This window comes from Streptomyces sp. NPDC101160 (assembly GCF_044768205.1).
Taxonomy (GTDB): Bacteria; Actinomycetota; Actinomycetes; order Streptomycetales; family Streptomycetaceae; genus Streptomyces.
On sequence record NZ_JBIWPJ010000014.1, the window covers coordinates 40148 to 57531 of the forward strand.

15 protein-coding genes are annotated in these 17384 nt (G+C 73.4%); 10 read left to right on the plus strand and 5 right to left on the minus strand.

The genetic code is table 11. From position 1 onward, the window contains the following. Position 1 precedes the first annotated feature (1 nt). Both ACIRSU_RS34890 and ACIRSU_RS34895 read left to right on the plus strand, forming a co-directional pair. Complete coding sequence (locus ACIRSU_RS34890; protein WP_403801133.1) at positions 2 to 1828, plus strand: NAD(P)H-dependent oxidoreductase; 1827 nt, start codon at positions 2 to 4, stop codon at positions 1826 to 1828. A gap of 84 nt (positions 1829 to 1912) precedes the next feature. After that, positions 1913 to 2236, plus strand: a complete 324-nt coding sequence (locus ACIRSU_RS34895; protein ID WP_403801136.1) for a hypothetical protein — start codon at positions 1913 to 1915, stop codon at positions 2234 to 2236. Positions 2237 to 2293: 57 nt separating this feature from the next. On the opposite strand, the gene ACIRSU_RS34900 is transcribed toward ACIRSU_RS34895, so the two are convergent. The 5 genes from ACIRSU_RS34900 to ACIRSU_RS34920 form a co-directional block, all read right to left on the minus strand. After that, a complete protein-coding gene (locus ACIRSU_RS34900) occupies positions 2294 to 2734 on the minus strand; it encodes an enediyne antibiotic chromoprotein (RefSeq protein ID WP_403801139.1) in 441 nt (146 codons plus the stop codon). A 171-nt stretch (positions 2735 to 2905) separates the two neighbouring features. Next, positions 2906 to 3109, minus strand: coding sequence for a hypothetical protein (locus ACIRSU_RS34905; protein WP_403801142.1), 204 nt, complete (start codon positions 3107 to 3109; stop codon positions 2906 to 2908). Continuing rightward, on the minus strand, positions 3106 to 4461 hold the full coding sequence (locus tag ACIRSU_RS34910; RefSeq protein WP_403801145.1) for a class I adenylate-forming enzyme family protein: 1356 nt from the start codon (positions 4459 to 4461) through the stop codon (positions 3106 to 3108). Before ACIRSU_RS34910 ends, ACIRSU_RS34905 begins: the two co-directional genes overlap by 4 nt. Further along, the gene (locus ACIRSU_RS34915; RefSeq protein ID WP_403801147.1) at positions 4458 to 6167 is read right to left on the minus strand and encodes a thiamine pyrophosphate-binding protein; all 1710 of its coding nucleotides are present in this window, start codon (positions 6165 to 6167) and stop codon (positions 4458 to 4460) included. The genes ACIRSU_RS34910 and ACIRSU_RS34915 overlap by 4 nt, the downstream gene beginning before the upstream one ends. Positions 6168 to 6258: 91 nt before the next feature. Continuing rightward, positions 6259 to 7371: an aldehyde dehydrogenase family protein gene (locus tag ACIRSU_RS34920; protein ID WP_403801149.1), complete on the minus strand. Its 1113-nt coding sequence runs from the start codon at positions 7369 to 7371 to the stop codon at positions 6259 to 6261. Positions 7372 to 7758: 387 nt separating this feature from the next. Here ACIRSU_RS34920 and ACIRSU_RS34925 point away from each other — a divergent pair, with 387 nt between their 5' ends. From ACIRSU_RS34925 to ACIRSU_RS34960, 8 genes are all read left to right on the plus strand, one after another. Further along, on the plus strand, positions 7759 to 7911 hold the full coding sequence (locus ACIRSU_RS34925) for a hypothetical protein (RefSeq protein ID WP_403801151.1): 153 nt from the start codon (positions 7759 to 7761) through the stop codon (positions 7909 to 7911). A gap of 97 nt (positions 7912 to 8008) precedes the next feature. Next, positions 8009 to 8929, plus strand: coding sequence for a GNAT family N-acetyltransferase (locus ACIRSU_RS34930; RefSeq protein ID WP_403801153.1), 921 nt, complete (start codon positions 8009 to 8011; stop codon positions 8927 to 8929). A gap of 220 nt (positions 8930 to 9149) precedes the next feature. Next, entirely contained in the window at positions 9150 to 10400 is a 1251-nt protein-coding gene (locus ACIRSU_RS34935) for an ATP-grasp domain-containing protein (protein WP_403801156.1), read from the plus strand. Next, positions 10397 to 11665, plus strand: a complete 1269-nt coding sequence (locus ACIRSU_RS34940) for an ATP-grasp domain-containing protein (RefSeq protein WP_403801159.1) — start codon at positions 10397 to 10399, stop codon at positions 11663 to 11665. The genes ACIRSU_RS34935 and ACIRSU_RS34940 overlap by 4 nt, the downstream gene beginning before the upstream one ends. A gap of 30 nt (positions 11666 to 11695) precedes the next feature. Then, positions 11696 to 12364, plus strand: coding sequence for a serine O-acetyltransferase EpsC (epsC, locus tag ACIRSU_RS34945; RefSeq protein ID WP_403801161.1), 669 nt, complete (start codon positions 11696 to 11698; stop codon positions 12362 to 12364). A gap of 44 nt (positions 12365 to 12408) precedes the next feature. Continuing rightward, the gene (locus ACIRSU_RS34950; protein WP_403801164.1) at positions 12409 to 13371 is read left to right on the plus strand and encodes a PLP-dependent cysteine synthase family protein; all 963 of its coding nucleotides are present in this window, start codon (positions 12409 to 12411) and stop codon (positions 13369 to 13371) included. Continuing rightward, complete coding sequence (locus tag ACIRSU_RS34955) at positions 13368 to 14600, plus strand: ATP-grasp domain-containing protein (RefSeq protein WP_403801166.1); 1233 nt, start codon at positions 13368 to 13370, stop codon at positions 14598 to 14600. Before ACIRSU_RS34950 ends, ACIRSU_RS34955 begins: the two co-directional genes overlap by 4 nt. A 160-nt stretch (positions 14601 to 14760) precedes the next feature. Beyond that, positions 14761 to 17355: an AMP-binding protein gene (locus ACIRSU_RS34960; RefSeq protein WP_403801170.1), complete on the plus strand. Its 2595-nt coding sequence runs from the start codon at positions 14761 to 14763 to the stop codon at positions 17353 to 17355. The last annotated feature ends 29 nt before the right edge of the window (positions 17356 to 17384 follow it).

Here is a 17384-nt window from a genome sequence, read left to right on the forward strand (position 1 = left end):
CATGGCGAAGAGACGGTCCGTCGTGGTGGCGGGCGGCGGGATCGGAGGGCTCGCCGCCGCCGCGGGCATGGCCGCGCGCGGTCTCGACGTCACCGTCGTCGAGCGGGCGGAGCGGATCGGCGTCGGCGGTTCCGGCCTCGTGCTCTATCCGAACGGGGTACGGGCGGCCGACGCGCTGGGCGCGCGGATCGGCGCCCGGCTGCGGGCCGTCGGGCATGTCACCCGGCGCGACGAGGTGCGGGTGCTGATGGACGCGTCGGGCACGGTGCTCGCCGAGGAGCCGATCGGCGCCGCCGCCGACATCCTGGGCGAGCCGCAGATCCCCGTGCTGCGCTCCGCCCTGCACCGGATGCTGCTCGACGAGGCGGTCAGGGCCGGGGTGGCCGTCCGCCTGGCCACCGCCGTCACCGACTACACCGGCCATCCCGGGCACGTCTCCGTGTCGTTGGCCGACGGGGACGCCGTCGACTGCGACGCGCTGATCGGCGCCGACGGCATCAACTCGGCGGTCCGGGCCCGGATGCTGGGCGACGAGCCGCCGCGGTACCGGGGCTACACCTCGGTCCGCGGCCGGACCACCGGCTCCGTCCTCGGGCAGCACGGTTACGTCGTCAACGGGCGCGGCATCCAGATGTTCGTGGCTCCCGTCGGCGGGGACACCCTGTACTGGACCGCCAAGATCACCGCACCGGCCGGGGAGTGGCCCGCCAAGGGCGCCGCCGGTGCCCGGCTGGCTCTGCTCGGCGCCCTGGAGGGCTGGCACCAGCCGGTCGTCGATCTGGTGCGCGACGCGGATCCGGAGGACGTCGTCGTCACCGACATCCACGACCGCGAGCCGACCTCGCGCTGGGTGGACGGCCGGGTGGCGCTCCTGGGCGACGCGGCGCACCCGATGGTCCCGGCCCTCGGCCAGGGCGCCAACATCGCGTTGGAGGACGCCGCGGTGCTCGCCGACGCACTCGCCTCGTCGGCCGAGGTGCCCGACGCCCTCGCCGCCTATGCCCGCGAGCGCGTCGACCGGGCCGCGGCAGTGGTCCTCGCCTCGCGCCGCCAGGGCTCGCTCGACCAGGGGGCCGACCGGGAGGGCGAGGAGCGGCGCAACGCGCACATCCGGTCTGCCGGGCGCAAGGACGCGGACGTCGTCGACGTCCTCGGCTGGCGGCCCCGGACAGGGTCCCGTCGCCTCGAACGGGGCGCCACAGCAGCCCCGATGACCACCATCCGTACGAAGAAAGGGGCCACCACCATGGCACCGCACATCGTCCTGATCAGCGGCTCGCTGCGCATGGGGTCCACCTGCGACCAGGTGGCCGAGTGGTGTGCCCAGCGGTGCGCCGAACAGGGCGCGTCCGCTCGCGTCTTCACCGGCGCGGAGATCGACTTTCCCGCGTACCGGCCCGGGCTGGCCGACACGCACGCGGCGGTGGCCGGCTTCCTCGGCGAACTGCGGGCCGCCGACGGCGTGATCCTGGTGTCGCCGACGTACCACGCCACCGTCTCGGGGCTGCTGAAGAACGCCCTCGACTACGTCAACGACATCGGCGGGCCGGTGCCATACCTGGAGGGGCGTGCCATCGGCACGGTCGCGGTCGGCGCGGGCGCGCAGGGCGCGGTCTCGACACTGACCACGCTGCGCACCATAGGTCACGCGCTGCGCGGCTGGCCGACGCCGGTGGGCGCCGCGGTGTCCCAGGTGCCGCCGCAGCTGTCCGTCGCCGAGGAGCCCGGGCCCGACGCGACGCGGCTGATCGAGATGGTGACCCAGGTGGTCTGGCTGGGCGGTGCCCGCAACGGTGCCGTGGCGAACGTTCTGGGTGCCGTCGCCTGATCCGGCCGACGCCGATTCCCGGCGTCGCACGCAGGCAGTCGAACACACCGCGCGTGGGCGCGCGGAAGTAAAGGAGAAGTCCGTATGTCCTCTTCCTCTGAGTACCACGTCCTGCCCGTCCGGCTCGGGCCGGTGTGGCGTGACGCCAACGTCCGTTCCGGCCCGTCCCTGGACAGTCCGGTCATCCGCCTGCTGCTGCCGGACGCGTCCGTCGCGCACCGGGCCGAGGGATGGTCGCTGGGTGACGAGGTGGTGGAGGACCAGCACCGGGACGGTGTGATCACCAGCTCGGTCTGGTTCCGTCTGGCCATCGGCGGTTGGTCCAGCGCGGTCAACTTCGAGCCGGAGACGGTCGCCGAGGTCCTGGCCGGCGCCGCACCCGCCCCGCAGGGGGCTGACGCCCTCTGACGGGGAACCGGGTGCGGCGATGCCGTGGACCGGGTGACGTCGTCAGCCGGCGGGCGGTCAGTTGAAGGTGATCCGCTGACCGCCGCCGACGCCCTTGTCGTCGCCCATGCCGACCTGGCAGGCGGTGACGGTGCAGTCGACCGTGCCGGACGGGGTGCCCTCGGCGCCCTTCACGGCCTGGAAGGTCTTGTGCACGACGAACTGGGTGCTGACCTTGCCCTGCGCGTCGGCGGCGATGTTGACCACGGTCGACGGGTCACAGCCGTACGAGCCGGAGGAGACGATCTCGCACTGCGCCACGTGGTAGATGGCGCCCGGGGTCAGGCCGGTGCCCGTCACGGTGACCGTGGCGCCGTTCGTCAGGCCCGTGGCGGGGCTCACCGAGACGACCGGCGTGGCCGCCATGGCGGCCGGCTGGAAGGCGACGGCCAGACCGGTGGCGATCGCGGCGGTGGCACCGAGACGAGCGACGAGACCGAGCTTGTTCTTGATGGTCATGCGAAGTACTCCCAAGTGAGTGGAGAGGGAAGCGGCCGTTCCTGTTCCGTACCGGCCGAGAAAGAATTTAGTGATCTTGGGTGCCCTGCCACATCTTCGAGGTTGCTCCATGCAACTCACTCAAAACGGCTTAAATGATCACTGGTCGATCGTCCGCCGGCGCTCTCGCGGTCACGCGGCGGCCGTTGCGGGGACGCGCGCTGAGGCGTCCGCGGCGTGCTCGGACGGCAGGGCGGATACGGCCAACGCGACCCGCGCCACCGACGCGACCGCATCGGCGGTGGCCGCGAGTACGGCGGGCGCGGCCAGGGCCATCCAGGCCCCAGGAGCAGCGGTCGGCGCGACGGACGGGTTCGGTGCCTTACGTGATGTCATGCCGCCACCGCCGTCCGGTCGGAGGCCCAGGAGCGGAGGCGGACCCGGTCGCACTTGCCGCTGCTCGTACGGGGGAGGGAGGCGAGGACGTGGACGGTGCGAGGGCGGGCGTGCGGGGGAAGGCGGCGGCAGGCGTCGGCGACGCGTCCGGCCACGGCGGCCCGGTCGGTGTCGGGGCTTTCCACGAACGCCCATACGGTGTCGCCGCGATCTCCGCGTCGGACGCCGACGACGGCGGCGTCGACGACACCGTCCGCCGCCCGTACGGCGTCTTCGACGACCGTGGGGGCGACGGTCTCGCCGTGGACGACGAGGACCTCCTTGACGCGGCCGCCGACGGTGAGCCATCCGTCGGCCGTGACCGCGCCGGTGTCACCGGTACGAAGCCATCCGTCGGCGGTGAACGCGCTGCGGTCGAGGACGCCGGTGGCCGGGTCGAGGTAGCCGAGCATCAGGCTCGGGCTCGCGACCTCGATCTCGCGGGCGGGCCCGGCCAGCCGGGCCCGGACACCGTCGAGGAGGCGCCCGACGGTGCCCCGGCGCAGGTCGTCGGGGGCGTTGAGGGCCACATTGGGCCCGGCCTCGCTGAGTCCGTAGCCGTCGTGCAGAGGCGCGCCGGTGGCCGCGAGGAAGTCGTCGTACAGGGCGGCGGTGAGGACGTCGCCGCCACAACCGCGGATCCGCAGGCCGGCGAGCAGCAGGGCGGCCTCCGGGTCCTTGGCGGCCTCGGCGGTGAGCATCCGGTACATGCTGGGGACGCCGTCCAGGGAGGTGATGCCCTGCGTCGCGAGCCGTGCCAGGATGCCGCGCAGATGGAAACCGGACTCGGCGTACAGGTGGGCGCCGGTGGCGCGCCAGACCCGCAGCACGCTGTAGCCGTAGGCGTGGCGCAGCGGGAGCGGGAGCAGCAGCCGGTCGTCGGCCGTGACCCGCATCCGGGCGGCGGTGGCGCGGCCCTGGTGCGCGAGGGCGGCGGCGGAGACGGCGACGGCCTTGGGGTCGCCGGAGCTGCCTGAGGTCCAGAAGACGGCGGCGGTCTCCTCCGGGAGGCCGAGCGGACGCTCGGTCGCGGCGACGACGGGCTCGCCGGATCCGGTGGAACGGACGACGGCCGCCGGGGCGATGTGACGGGTGGGGGCCGCGCCGTCGAGCAACAGGGGCGCGTCGGTGGCCTCGGCGGCGAGGGCGGCGACGACAGCGGTCAGCGGGTGGTCGGAGGCGAGGGCGGCGGCGCGCCCGGGTCCGGCGCCCGCCGCGACGAGTTCCCGGGCGGTACGGGTGACCAGCCGGGCCAGGTGGCCGGGCGGGACGTGTTCACCGTCGACCGTGAGCAACGGCTGCCGGGGGCTCATGCGGCGGCCTCGGCGTGCGGGACGGCGTCGAAGACACGGCGTACGCCCACGGGGACGTCGTCGTCGCGGACCGGCACCGTGATGACGGTGGTGCGGCCCTCGGTGTGTGCCTGGGCCGCCTCGTCGAGGGCTGCGGCGAGTTCGGCGGCGGTGGTGCACCGCGCGGTGTGGCCGCCGAGCGCGCGCACGGCGGCGTCGGTGTGCGCGGGCGCGGTGAAGCGGGTGAGGGTGTCGGGCGCGTGCTCTCCGGCGCGTACGAAGCGGGGCCAGCCGTAGCCGCGGTTGTCCAGGACCAGGACCGTCAGCCCCAGGTTCAGCTCGGTGGCGGTGGGCAGCGCGGCGAGACCCATCTCGAACGCGCCGTCGCCGCAGACGAGGACAGTGCGTCTGGACCGGTCGGCGAGCGCCGCTCCGACCGCCGCCGGCAGACCGAATCCGACCATGGTCTGCTCGCCGGGGGTGATCACCCGGGCCCCGTCACTGACGGACACCACGGGGTGGTGGTAGCCCCACATGTCGTGCAGCCCGTTCTCCTGGACGAGGGTGGCGTCGCGGGTCACCGACTTCTGGAGCAGCCGCAGCGCCTCGGACACGGTCAGCCCTGGGCCGTCCGTCGCGGCGGAGGTGCGGCGAGCGCGCATCTCCTCGCGTACGGCGGTGATCTCGGCCCGCCGGGTGGCGCCGGCCCCGGTCTTCGCCGGAGGGTCGGCGTCCAGGGCGGCGGCGAGCTGGCCGGCTACCACGGCGGCGTCGCCGAGCAGCGCGACTTCGGGTTCCAGGGCGGTGAGGAAGACGGCCGGGTCGACGTCGACGTGCACAAGTGTCTTGTTCTCCAGGCGGTCCCAGCCCATGCGGGCGGTCTCCTCCAGGCGGGAGCCGATCGCGAGTACCACGTCGGCCTCGGCGAGCAGGCGGTCCGCCGGGGGCGTCGTGTAGAGGCCGACCAGGCCGCACGCCAGAGGATGTTCCTCGTCGAGGACGCCCCGTCCGGCGGCGGTGGTGAAGACGGGCGCGCCCAGCAGTTCCGCCAGGCGGCGTACGGCGGGTCCGGCGCCGGCGGGCTTGCAGCCGCCGCCCGCGACGACGACCGGCAGCCGGGCCGCCGCGAGCAGTCCGGCTGCGCGGCGCACCTCCTCGGCGTCGGCGGCGAACCGCAGGCGGCGCACCGGCGGGGCGGGCCGCTGGTCGGGGGCGGGGGCACGCAGCACCTCGTCGGCGATCTCCACCAGCACCACGCCGGGAGCGCCGTTGACCGCGAGGTGGACGGCCCGGCGCAGCGCCCAGGTCAGCTGGCGCGGGTCCTCCACGAGGAAGCTCCACTTGGTCAGCGGCGCGGCCATCGCCGCCTGGTCGGTGTGCTGGAAGCCGCCCCGGCCGATGCCGAGGGCGGGGACGCGGGTGGTGACGACGACGACCGGGGCGCCGAGCGACGAGGCCTCCAGGAGGCCGGTGAGGGCGTTGGCGAAGCTCGGTCCTGAGTTGACGGCGAGAACGGCGGGCCGCCCGGAGACGGCGGCGTGCCCGATCGCCGCGCAGGCGCCCGCCCGCTGGTCCCGCACGCCGACGGCGCGAAGGCCGGGCACGGCCTCCGCGGCGTCCAACAGGCCGGGCTCGTCCGACGGCAGCCCGATGACGACGTCGCATCCGGCGTCCGCGAGGGTGCCGGCGACGACGTGCCAGGGATGGTTCTCAGTGGTCGCGCTCACGGTTGCTCCTCGGCGGGATGGTGGGAACAGGAAGGGGCGGATGCGCACAGGACGGCGCTGCGGCGAGAGGTGACGGGGCCGAGGACGGCCGTCACGGCCGCGCCGCCGTACCGGCCTCGGCGGACAGCAGCAGGGGGCGGCCGGTGACCGTGCCGCCGCGGCGCACGCTGCCCGCCCGCGGCCCATAGCCGCCGAACGGCCGGTTGCCGTCCTCCGCGTCGAAGGTGATGCGCTCCTCGCAGAGCACGCTGGTCGCGATGCGCGTAGCGCCGGCGAGGGCCGGCTCGCCGAAGACCGACAGGTACATGCCGCGGGCGGTCTCCTCGGCGGAGTGCAGCCAGCGGGTGATCTGTCGCGGGTCGTCGTACTCCATGGTGAGGACGACCGGGGAGAAGAACTCCGGCGGGTGGAAGGCGTCCAGCCACGGCAGGTGGAGCAGCGTCGGCTCGACGACGTGCCGGGCCACGTCCACCCGGCCGCCGTGGACGGTGAACTCGCGGTGCGCCGAGAGGAATCCGGCCGCGTCCTCCACCGCGTCGGGGTAGACGAGCGGAGCGACCCGGGTCTCGGGATCGCGGCGGTCGCCGACGTGGATGCGGGCGAGGGCGTCGGCGAGCCGGGGCACGATCTCGCGGACGAGCGAGCGGTGGACGAAGACGATGTCGGTGCACAGGCAGTCCTGGCCCGAGTTGTACAGCCGGGCGTCGAGCACGCTGCGGCAGACGGCGTCGGGGTCGGCCTCGGGGCCGACGACCACCGGGTTGGGCCCGGACCCGAAGCTGAGCAGCAGCGCGTCGGCGGGCAGGTGGGCGGCGACCGCTTCGCCGTTGTCCGGCCGGCCGGTGAAGACGACGGCGTCGGAGCGGGCGCAGTCGGCGAGGAACTCGCGCTGCGAGGCGGGGCCCATGATGATCCGTCCGGTGCCCGGACCGCGCAGGTGCGGCCCGAGGATCTCGTGCACGGCCATCGCGGCGGGCGCGACCCGCGCCGACGGCCGGATGCGGACCTCGTCGGCGTAGAGCGACGGGATCACGCCGAACAGGACGTAGGAGTACAGCAGGTTGTTGGACGGCAGGAAGGTCGCGAGCCGGCCGAGCCGTCGCGGGCTGTTGCGCAGCAGTTCCCAGGGCGCTCCGGAGAGGGCGCGCAGGGAACGGAACAGTTCGTCGGTGGCGGCCTGTGCGGTGGCGACACGGGTGAGCACGGAGTGCAACTCTCGCCGGTGTCGCAGGAGCGTGTCGGCAATCCCGGGAACGAGAGCGTCCCCGGTCACGGGAAGCGATCTCGGAACGGTCTCCGACCGAGCCGTGGAACCGTCCGGAAATGCTGTCCCGAGACTCGCCCCGATGACGCCGCTGCGCATGTGCGTACCCCCTTGCACCTGCCCGTGACCTTCGGGCGCATGAGGCAGCGTCTCGCGCGCTGACGCCGTCGCGCATCTCGGTCCGTGCTCACTTCCGGACCGGTCGGACCCACTGCGCATTCTCGGAGAACGACGTCGACCGGAGGGCCAGTAGCATCCGGAACTACGCCGGGACTTCCCCCGTACCGGCGCCGGAATCCAGTCGCCCGGTGAGAAAGGAGAAGTGCCGTGAATGGAAGCGAATTCTGTTTCAGCGCATTTCTTTCCGCGGTCGTTCTGGATTCCGGATTTCTGCTTTCCCATGGCCCGCGCCGGCGGCCGACCGCGCCGTCGCGTCCGGTTCCGGTGCTCCGCGAGGAGGTCCTGCCCGCGCTGGTCTGACCTCGGCCGAAGCCGACGCCGCCGACCCGGCGCCGGCGAGCGAACCGTTCCGGCCCGACCGCCGGACCCGACTCCCCCAGGAAAGGGGGCACGACACATGACGCGGCACGGACAGCTCGCCGTCAGGCGACCGACCGACGTCCCGCTGGACAGCCTGGTCCGGCTGGTGCGCTCCTACGAGGAGAACATCACGGGAGTGGCCACATGCACCCGGGAGGACATCCTCCGGGAGACCGGTCGTCCCGCTTGTGCGGAGAACAGCTGGTGCCTGACCGGTCCCGGCGACGAGGTGCTCGCCTGGGCGGCGATGACCCCGCGTGGCGACACCCTCGACGCCGCGCTGACCGCCGTTCCGGGACGGCACGGCGAGAGCGCGGCACGCACCCTGCTGTGCCTGCTGCTGGATCGCGCCGACGAACTGTCGGCGGAGCGCGGCAGGCCGTACGCCATCACCGTCGGCGGCGTGCTGCACGGCGACTCGGTGGTCCCGTCCGTCCTGAAGGAGGCGGGGTTCGTCCGCAGTGCCGCTCTGGGGCGGTACGACATCGATCTGACGGTCCCCATGGTGCCGCCGCTGCTTCCCGACGGCGGGGTCGTCCGGCAGGCCGGCCCCGCGGACGAGGACACCCTGCACATGCTGCACCTGCGCAGCCTGTCCACGGGGCCCAAGACCGAGGAGCCGTCCGCCTTCCGCACGGGCCTGCGGCGACTTCGCGAGTCCGGCGGCGTGATGTCGCTGCTGGAGGTTTCCGGCCGACCGGTCGGCTATGCGCTGGCCCAGACCGCCGCCGAGGAGGGCCGCGTCCTGGACATCGCTGTCGCACCGGCCTTCCGAGGGCTCGGCATCGGCATCGCCCTGCTCACCGCCGCCCTCGCCGAACTGCGCGAGCTCGGCGCCGTCCGGGCGCTGGTCACCCTGGACTCGGGCGACCTGAACGACCACGAGGCACTCGGACACGTGCTCAGCGTGCAGGGCGCCCGCATCGTCACCCGCTTCCGCAGGACCGACACGGACTGACCGGCCGGCGCCCGCTCCCTGACGGACGCCGACCGGACGCACATGGGACAAGGGCAGCGCTCCCGACCGAGTCCTGCCCCCGACATCTGACGCAACGATACCGACCCGCCCCCGGACCGAAAGCGGTCGGCGCCGCCTCGGCGCTTCTTCGTGAAGTCGCCGCTGAGCACGGGCCTTCGCCCGCTCCGCCGAGCCGACCGGTACCAGAACGGAGCTCCTCATGACCCCCACCGGCGCGCCCAGGCGACTGCTGATGGTGATGCCGTACAGCCAGTTCGTCCGCAAGGCCGCCGAGGCGGGCTTCGATGTCTGGGCGATCTGGGACCCGACGCTGCGCGAGCGTGACTACCTCGACGAGGTCGCCGAGCACGCCCAGGAGTTGCTGCTGGCCGACTTCTCCGACGAGGCGGGTCTGCGTGCCCTCATCGCCGAGACGGTGCGCGCCCACGACATCGGCACCGTCCTGCACCTGGGCGCCGAGGAGTCGATGCCCCCGGCGGTCGCCGAGGCCGAGGCGCTCGGCGTCTCCCCCAACCCGGCCTCGGCCGTCACCGTCCTCAACGACAAGGCCGCGATGCGCGCGCTGCTCGCCGAGCACGGACTGTCCCAGGTCCGCTCGGAATCCGCGGCGACCGCCGACGAGGTCGCGGCGGCCGTGGGACGGCTGCCGCTGCCCGTCGTGGTCAAGCCCGCCCGGGCCTCCGGCAGCCGGGGTGTGGCACTGATCCGTGACCACGCCGACCTGGAGGAGTGGACCGAGCGCGTCACGGAGGGCGCCGTGGCCGGGCCGTACCTGGTCGAGGAGTACCTCCAGGGTCCCGAGTACAGCGTGGAGACCCTGTCCGTCGACGGTGTGCACCACGTCGTCGGTATCACCGCGAAGAGCACCACGGGCGCCCCTTACTTCGTGGAGACCTCCCACATCCATCCGGCGCCGCTCGGCGACGAGGAACGGGCCGCGATCCACGTGGTCGTCACCGGACTGCTCGACCTGGCCGGCTACCGCTTCGGCCCCGCGCACACCGAGGTCATCCTCACCGGCCGCGGCCCGCGCATCGTCGAGTCCCAGACCCGGCTCGGCGGCGACCGCATCCCGCTGCTCATCGAGACCGCATCGGACTTCGACATCGAGGCCGCGATCTTCCGGACCCTGGCCGGGGCGCCGGTGGAGCCGCCGAGGCCCCGGCACACGGCATCCGTCGGGTTCTTCTTCCTGCCCGCCGGGCGACTGGACTCCGTCGAGGGACTCGACGCGATCCGCGCCCTGCCCTACGTCCAGGCGCTGCACTTCCCCTTCGCCCCGGGGGACGAACTGCCGCGTACCACCAGCTCTTTCACCCGCCACGGCTACGTCGTCGTCGACGCCGAGTCGCCCGCCGAGGCCGAGGCGCGCATCGCCCGCGTCCGCGGGCTGCTGCGCGCCGACGTCCGCGAATCCGTGCCGGCCGGCTCGAAGGGATCCCCGTCATGAGCACCACGAAGACCGTTCTGCTGATCGGCGGCGTCGACGCCCACGTGGAGCGTCTCACCGCGCTCGGCGTCAAGGTCGTGCTGATCCAGCACCCCGACAAGGTCACCGACTACCAGGTGCGCGCCGCCGATGTGCTGCTGGTCGTCGACTACACCGACTGGGACGTCGTCCGGCCGTTCGCCGAGGCCGCCCGGGCCGTCTACGGCGTGGACGCCGTGGTCTCGCTCACCGAACCGGGGTTGAACCCGGCGAGCAGGCTCGGCGACCTGTTCGGCCTCACCGACGGGCGGCGCTACGAGGTGAGCCGCCGCATGCGTGACAAGTGGCTGATGCGCCGCCACCTCGCCGAGCTCGGGCTGCCGGTGCCGCACGCCGCGCTGGTGACGGACCGCGCGTCGCTCGACGCCTTCGGCGAGCGCGCCGGCTACCCGTTCATCCTCAAGCCGGTCTCCACCACCGCCGGTTTCGGGCTGCTGCGCGCCGAGAACGCCGAGGACCTGGACCGAGTGTGGGCGCGGGTACGGGAGATGGACGGCGGCCGCACCGACCGCGGCTCCACCATGTTCACCGTGGACGGCTTCCTGATGGAGTCGTACATCGACGGCCCCGAGTTCAGTGTCGAGGCGCTGAGCTTCGCCGGCCGCCATGTCGTCGTCGCCGTCACCGAGAAGCTCACCAGCGAGGAGCACTTCGCCGAGCTCGGGCACGCGGTGCCCGCGCGCCTCGCCGACGCGGACCGGCAGCGGCTGACCGGCGCGGTGGAGGAGTTCCTGACGGCCATGGGCGTGACCGACGGCCCCAGCCACACCGAGATCCGGCTCTCCTCGCGCGGCCCCGTCGTCATCGAGTCCCACAACCGGCTGGGCGGCGACAACATCGTGGAACTCGTGGAGGCCGCGTACGGCATCGACATGGTCGCGTACGGCGCGGCCTGGCCACTGCTGCTCACAGCGCCGCTCGACGGGCCGCCCGCCCCCAAGGGTGCTGCCGTCATGCGCGCGATCCTGCGCGAGCCGGGCACGGTCACCGGTGTCTCGGGCGTGGAGGAGGTCCGAGCTCGGCCTGACGTGCTGGCCGTGCAGGTGTCCGTTCGCCCGGGAGACACCGTACGGCCGCTGCGCGACAACTGGGACCGGCTCGGCAGCGTCGTCGCGACGGCCGCCGACACCGACAGCGCCGTGGAGCTGTGCGAGCGCCTGGTGCGCGAGGAGATCCGCATCGACGTCGAGCCCGCCGCCGCGCCCGCGCCGGCGCGGGCCGCCTGAACGGCGGCCCCGTCGAAAGGAGTCGACCGCATGTCCGAAGAGCAAGGACTGCTGCGCACCCTGGGCGAGGACCTCGCCGTGGTCGTCGCCAGGGACCCGTCCCTCAACAGCCGCTGGGAGGCTCTCGGCCACACGGGGCTGTCCGCCGTGTGGGCCCACCGCGTGGCTCACCGGCTGTACGGGCGGGGGCTGCGCACCGCCGCGCGGATGCTCGCCCGGATCGCCCGCCGCCGCACCGGCGTCGAGATCCATCCCGGCACGGTGCTGGGCCGCCGCGTCTTCATCGACCACGGCGCGTCCGTGGTGATCGGCCAGACCGCTGTCGTCGGCGACGACGTGACGATCTACCAGCAGGTGACTCTGGGCGCGGTGGGTTGGTGGACCGACAACCACCGTCCGCCGGGCGCCCGGCGGCATCCGGTCGTCGGAAACGGCGTGATCCTCGGCGCGAACGCGACCGTGCTGGGGCCGGTCACCATCGGCGACCACGCCCTGATCGGTGCCATGGCCACCGTCACCGAGGACCTGCCGCCCGGGGCCCGGGTGTACGCGGCGCGCTCCGTCGTCCGCCCGGCGCCCGCGCTGCGTTCCGTCCCGGACGCCGGCGTCGCCCCCAATGCCGCATCGGCCGCCGCAGTCCCGCCGCCCGTCGCCGTCTCCGACGCCGTACGGGTGCTGGCCTCGGCGGGTTCCTGGTGACCGTGCCGCCACTCGCCCTCCCCCGACGTCGTCAGGAGCTTCCCATGACCACCGACCTGCTCACCCAACCCACCAGGCGGCGCATCGCCGCCGGTCTCGAAGAACTCATCGGCAACACCCCTCTCGTCCGTCTCGCCGTTCCGGACGCCGCGCCCGGCGCCGAGGTGCTGGCCAAGATCGAGTCCGCCAATCCGTTCGCCAGCAGCAAGGACCGGGCCGCCCTGGCCATGCTCAGGGGAGCGGAGCTGCGCGGTGACCTCGCGCCCGGCGGCACGGTCATCGAGTCCACCTCCGGCAACACCGGAATCGCGCTGGCAGCGCTGAGCGCCCTGCGGGGCTACCGCTGCATCGTCGTGCTCCCCGACAGCGCCACGCCCGAGCGGATCGGTCTGCTCACCGCGCTCGGCGCGGAGATCGTGCTCACGCCCAGCGCGGAGCGCTTCGCCGGCGCCATAGCCAAGGCGGAGGAGATCCAGGCCTCCACCCCCGGCTCGTGGTACATGCGCCAGCACGAGAACCCGGACAACATCCGGGCACACTACGAGTCCACCGGCCCCGAGATCTGGGCGGACACCGGGGGCCGGGTGGACGTCCTGGTCGCCGGGGTCGGCACCGGTGGCACGCTCACCGGCGCCGGCCGATTCCTGCGGGAAAGGAACCCGGAGCTCGAGGTCGTCGCTGTCGAGCCGGAGGGCTCACCCGTCATGTCGCTGGGGTACGCCGGCACGCACCGCATCCCCGGGCTCAACGGCGGCTTCGTCTCCCCCACCACGGACGTCTCGCTCATCGACCGGGTCCTCACCTGCTCCGACGAGACGGCCCTGGAGACCGCCCGTACGCTCACCCGGGAGCAGGCCCTGTTCACCGGGCTCTCCTCGGGCGCCGCTGTGTACGGCGCGACCCTGCTGGCCCGGGATCCCGCATACGCGGGCCGGACGATCGTCACTGTTCTTCCGGACACCGGGGAGCGCTACGTCAGCATCTGGAACGAAGGGACCTCCGCATGACCACGCTCGTCCTGCACCGCGGCTCGCTGCGCGCCAACCCGTACAACCGGTGGCTCGCCGACCACGGCGAGAAGATCGTGCTGCTGGGCTCGGCCGAGCAGCTCGCCCTGTTCGACGAGAGACTGCCCACCGATGCGCCGTACCTGCACGCCGAGGTGCTGGCGGACTACGACACCGGTGCGCACGTGGAGCAGCGAGCCGCCGAGCTCGTCGAGGAGTTCGGCGTGACCGACATCGTGGCCTGTCAGGAGTTCGACATCCTGCGGGCGGCCGTCCTGCGCGAGCGGTACGGCCTGCCGGGCCAGCGGCCCGACTCCGCCCGTGTGTACCGCGACAAGTGGGAGATGAAGCAGGCGGCGGTACGGGCCGGCATACCCGTCGCCGACCACGCGCTGCTGCGCGCGGCCGAGGATCTCGACGCCTTCGCCGACGGCCACGGGCTGCCGGTCGTGCTCAAACCCCGGAGCGGCGCCCTGTCCGTCGGTGTGGCCGTACTGCGCACCCGCGAGGAGCTGGCCGCCTGGGCGCGGGACGCGGCCCTGCTCGACGCGGACGGCGAGCCGCAGTGGCTAGCGGAGTCGTTCGTCGAGGGCTCCATGTGCCACATCGACGGCACCGTCCTGGACGGTCGGATCGCGACCCTGTGGCCCTCCCAGTACCAGTACGCGCTTGCCGACTTCCGCGACCGCAAGGGCCGCGTCGACATCGCGCTCGACACCGCCGACCCGCTGGCCCGCCGGCTGATCGCGTTCGGCGAACGGGTCCTGGAGGCGTTCGGAGGGCCGGAGAACTTCGCCTTCCATATCGAGGTGTTCCACACCACCGACGGCGAACTCGTCCTGTGCGAGGCGGCTTCCCGGGCGGGCGGCGCCGGCGTACGTGACGTGCAGCGGGTCCTGTTCGGCTTCGACCCGATGGAGTATCCCGTCCGCGCGCAGCTCGGCCTGCCCGTCGGCACCGTGGAGCGCCAGGACCCTCGGCAGCTCGCCGGCCAGCTGCTCTTCACCAAGCGGCCGGGGGTGCTGCACGCGCTGCCGGACCCGGTGACGCTGCCGGAGGGCGTCGTGAAGTACACGGTGTACGCGGAGCTCGGGGACACCGTCCAGGAGGCCTCGCACTCCGGTGACTTCCTCGCCGCGTTCGTCATCACCGGCGCCGACCGTGCCGAGACCGAGGCCCGGATCCGGGCGGCCGAGGACTGGTTCCGGGCTGGGCTGCACATGGGGTGAGCGGCGCACGCGCTCGCGGCGCCGGTGCCCTCCCGGTGAGGTGCGGTGACATGGCGAAGTACGACCGGTCTTTCCTGGCGAACTCCTCGATGACCTGCGGTTTCACCACTTCCGCACTTCAGGAGAAGACCCCTCGCCCGTCCGGTCGAACAATGGCGCCGTGAACATCGAAGCGGCAGCGAATCACTCCAGCGCGAAGCCGTCGGCGTACCTTCCGGGGTTCCCCCGGTACGCGGGCTATCGGCTCAGCGGGTGCCTCGACCTCTCCGTGCTGCGGCCGGCCTGGCAGACGGCCGTGCGCACGCTGGGCGACGCCGTGACGGCCGACCCGGTCGTCTTCACCGATGTCACCGCGCTTTCCGTGGACGATGTCGACGCACTGGCGGCCGCCCTCTGCGGCCGCTGGGCCACCGAGCCGGCCTCGTCCGCGCCCGGCCCGCGGGCCGGGCTCTTCGCGGCCCGCCTCACCGCGACGGACCTGGTGCTGTTCGTCCGCGTGGACCACGAAACGACCGACGAGGGCTTCGGCCTGCTGCTCGACGCGCTGTCGGCCGCGTACCTGCGCGGCCGGGGGAAGGCGGAGACCTGCGAGGACGGCCTGCCCGGCGGTATCCGCCCGGTGGTCGCTCCCGCCGCGCCGGTGCAGGCGCATCCGCGCTACGAAGGGGGCGTCCTGCCGTTCTCGTGGGACGGCGACCAGGTCCGGCAGGTGGGCGAAACCGCCGCAGCGCGGGACGCTTCGCCGGCGGGTGTCGTCCTGGCGGCATTCCGGGCGCTGCTGCTGCGGCACGGCGGCTACACGGGAGACGGGACCTTCGACCGGCTGCTCGGCCTCGTTCCGCGTCCACCGCGCGGCGCCTGGTCCGTGCCGCAGCACGACGCCGTCTTCGTCGACCGCTCTGCCGCACCGGCCGTGTCCCGCCTGGCGGGTCTGCCGGCGCGACCGGTGGTACCGGACAGGGTTCCCGTGACGACGGGGCTCGCGCTCGTCCTCGACACGGTCTCGCCCCGGCTGTCCGGCCGTCTCGAGTACCGCAAGTCGGTGTACGACGCCGCGGCGGCGGCGGATGTGCTGGAGCGGTTCCGCACGCTGCTGGAGGTGGCGGTGAACGCACCGGACACCCCCGTGGCCGCACTGCCGCCGCACACCCCTGACGCCGCGGTGGCCGAACGGTACGCCGCGCTGCCGGCGTTCACGCCCGTCGGCGGGAGTGAGCCCGTGCACGTACGTGTGGCAGCGCACGCCCGCACGACCGCGCCCGCCGTCGAGTGGCGGGGCGACACGACGGACTACGCCTCGCTCGACGCCATCGCTCTCGACGTCGCCCGACGGCTCGCCGCCGCCGGCGTGGGCCACGGTGACGCGGTGGCCGTCCGGATGCCCCCGGGGCCGCTGCGGATCGCCGCTCTGCTCGGCGTCCTGTCCCGCGGCGCACAACTCCTGTGGCTGGCGCCCGGTTCGGCCGGTGAACGCGGCCGGTCGATGCTCGCCACCCTGCGCCCGTCCTGCGTGGTCGTCGAGGGTGAGCACGGCGCCGACGAACTGCTCGTGTGGTACCGCGACGAGCTCGGCGGACGGGTGCTCGACGTCGCCGGCGAGCCCTCGAAGAGCGCCCCGGCCGGCCTGACGCCCGAGGTCGCTCCCACGGACCTGGCGTACGTCGCCTTCACCTCGGGATCGACCGGGCGTCCCAAGGGAATCCCGCAGTCCCACGCCGCCCTGTCTCAGTTCGCCCACTGGATGGGCACGCAGTTCGCGATGGGACCGGGCGCTCGTGTGGTCCAGTGGGTCTCCCCCGAGCACGACCCGGCCCTGGCCGAGGTCTGCGCCACCCTCGTCGCCGGCGGCACGCTGCACGTCGTCCCCGACGACATCCGGATCAACCCGGACCGGCTCGTGCCCTGGCTGGCCGAGCAGCGCATCACGCACATCCAGACCGTACCCAGTTTCGCCCGCGACCTGCTGGACGTGATCACGCAGACGGGGGCGGGTCCGCGGCTGGGCGCGCTCAGCCACATCCTGCTCATGGGCGAGGCACTGCCGGCGGAGCTCGTCGCGGGCTTGGGCGCCGCGCTTCCGACCGCGCGTGTCTTCAATCTGTACGGGCCGACGGAGGTCGTCGCCGCCACCTGGCACGAGGTCACCGGCACCACGCGGGGCCCGGTTCCGATCGGCCGGCCGATCCCGGGACGTCAGCTGCTGATCCTCGACGAACACGACCTGACGTGTCCGGTCGGAGTGACCGGAACCATCGTCGTGCGGTCTCCCTACGTGACCCCTGGCTACCTGGGCAGCGACGACCGCACGCCGTTCCGTCCCGTGGAGTGGCTGGACGGCCCCGGAACGACCGCCGGCTGGTACCGCACGGGCGATCTCGGACGTCGGCTGCCGGACGGCGCCGTGGAATTCCGGGGGCGCGAGGACTTCCAGATCAAGCTCTCGGGCAACCGCGTGGAACTGACCGAGATCGAGGCTTCGCTGTCCTCCCACGCGTCCGTCCTGGAGTGCGCCGTGGTCCCGGTGGTCGAGGAGACCTCGGGCCTGATCCGGCGGCTCGCGGTGCACGTGGTGCCGCGGCGGGACGACGACGGGCAGCCCGTCGGCTCCGCCTCCGAATGGCGGGCGCACCTGGGCCGGCACTTCGGTCCCCTGAACCTGCCCGCGACGTTCCACCGGGCCACGGGACGCCTGCCGCGCAACACCGCCGGCAAGGTGGACCGCTCTCGCCTTCGCGCACAGACCCTCGCGGCCTGACCCGCATTCTTCACCTTCATCCGATTCCA

Bases quoted from the DNA above. Each gene is read 5' to 3' on its own strand.
- ACIRSU_RS34890 (WP_403801133.1), top strand. From the start codon at position 2: ATGGCGAAGAGACGGTCCGTCGTGGTGGCGGGCGGCGGGATCGGAGGG.
- ACIRSU_RS34895 (WP_403801136.1), top strand. From the start codon at position 1,913: ATGTCCTCTTCCTCTGAGTACCACGTCCTGCCCGTCCGGCTCGGGCCG.
- ACIRSU_RS34900 (WP_403801139.1), bottom strand. From the start codon at position 2,734: ATGACCATCAAGAACAAGCTCGGTCTCGTCGCTCGTCTCGGTGCCACC.
- ACIRSU_RS34905 (WP_403801142.1), bottom strand. From the start codon at position 3,109: ATGACATCACGTAAGGCACCGAACCCGTCCGTCGCGCCGACCGCTGCT.
- ACIRSU_RS34910 (WP_403801145.1), bottom strand. From the start codon at position 4,461: ATGAGCCCCCGGCAGCCGTTGCTCACGGTCGACGGTGAACACGTCCCG.
- ACIRSU_RS34930 (WP_403801153.1), top strand. From the start codon at position 8,009: ATGACGCGGCACGGACAGCTCGCCGTCAGGCGACCGACCGACGTCCCG.
- ACIRSU_RS34935 (WP_403801156.1), top strand. From the start codon at position 9,150: ATGACCCCCACCGGCGCGCCCAGGCGACTGCTGATGGTGATGCCGTAC.
- ACIRSU_RS34940 (WP_403801159.1), top strand. From the start codon at position 10,397: ATGAGCACCACGAAGACCGTTCTGCTGATCGGCGGCGTCGACGCCCAC.
- epsC (WP_403801161.1), top strand. From the start codon at position 11,696: ATGTCCGAAGAGCAAGGACTGCTGCGCACCCTGGGCGAGGACCTCGCC.
- ACIRSU_RS34950 (WP_403801164.1), top strand. From the start codon at position 12,409: ATGACCACCGACCTGCTCACCCAACCCACCAGGCGGCGCATCGCCGCC.
- ACIRSU_RS34955 (WP_403801166.1), top strand. From the start codon at position 13,368: ATGACCACGCTCGTCCTGCACCGCGGCTCGCTGCGCGCCAACCCGTAC.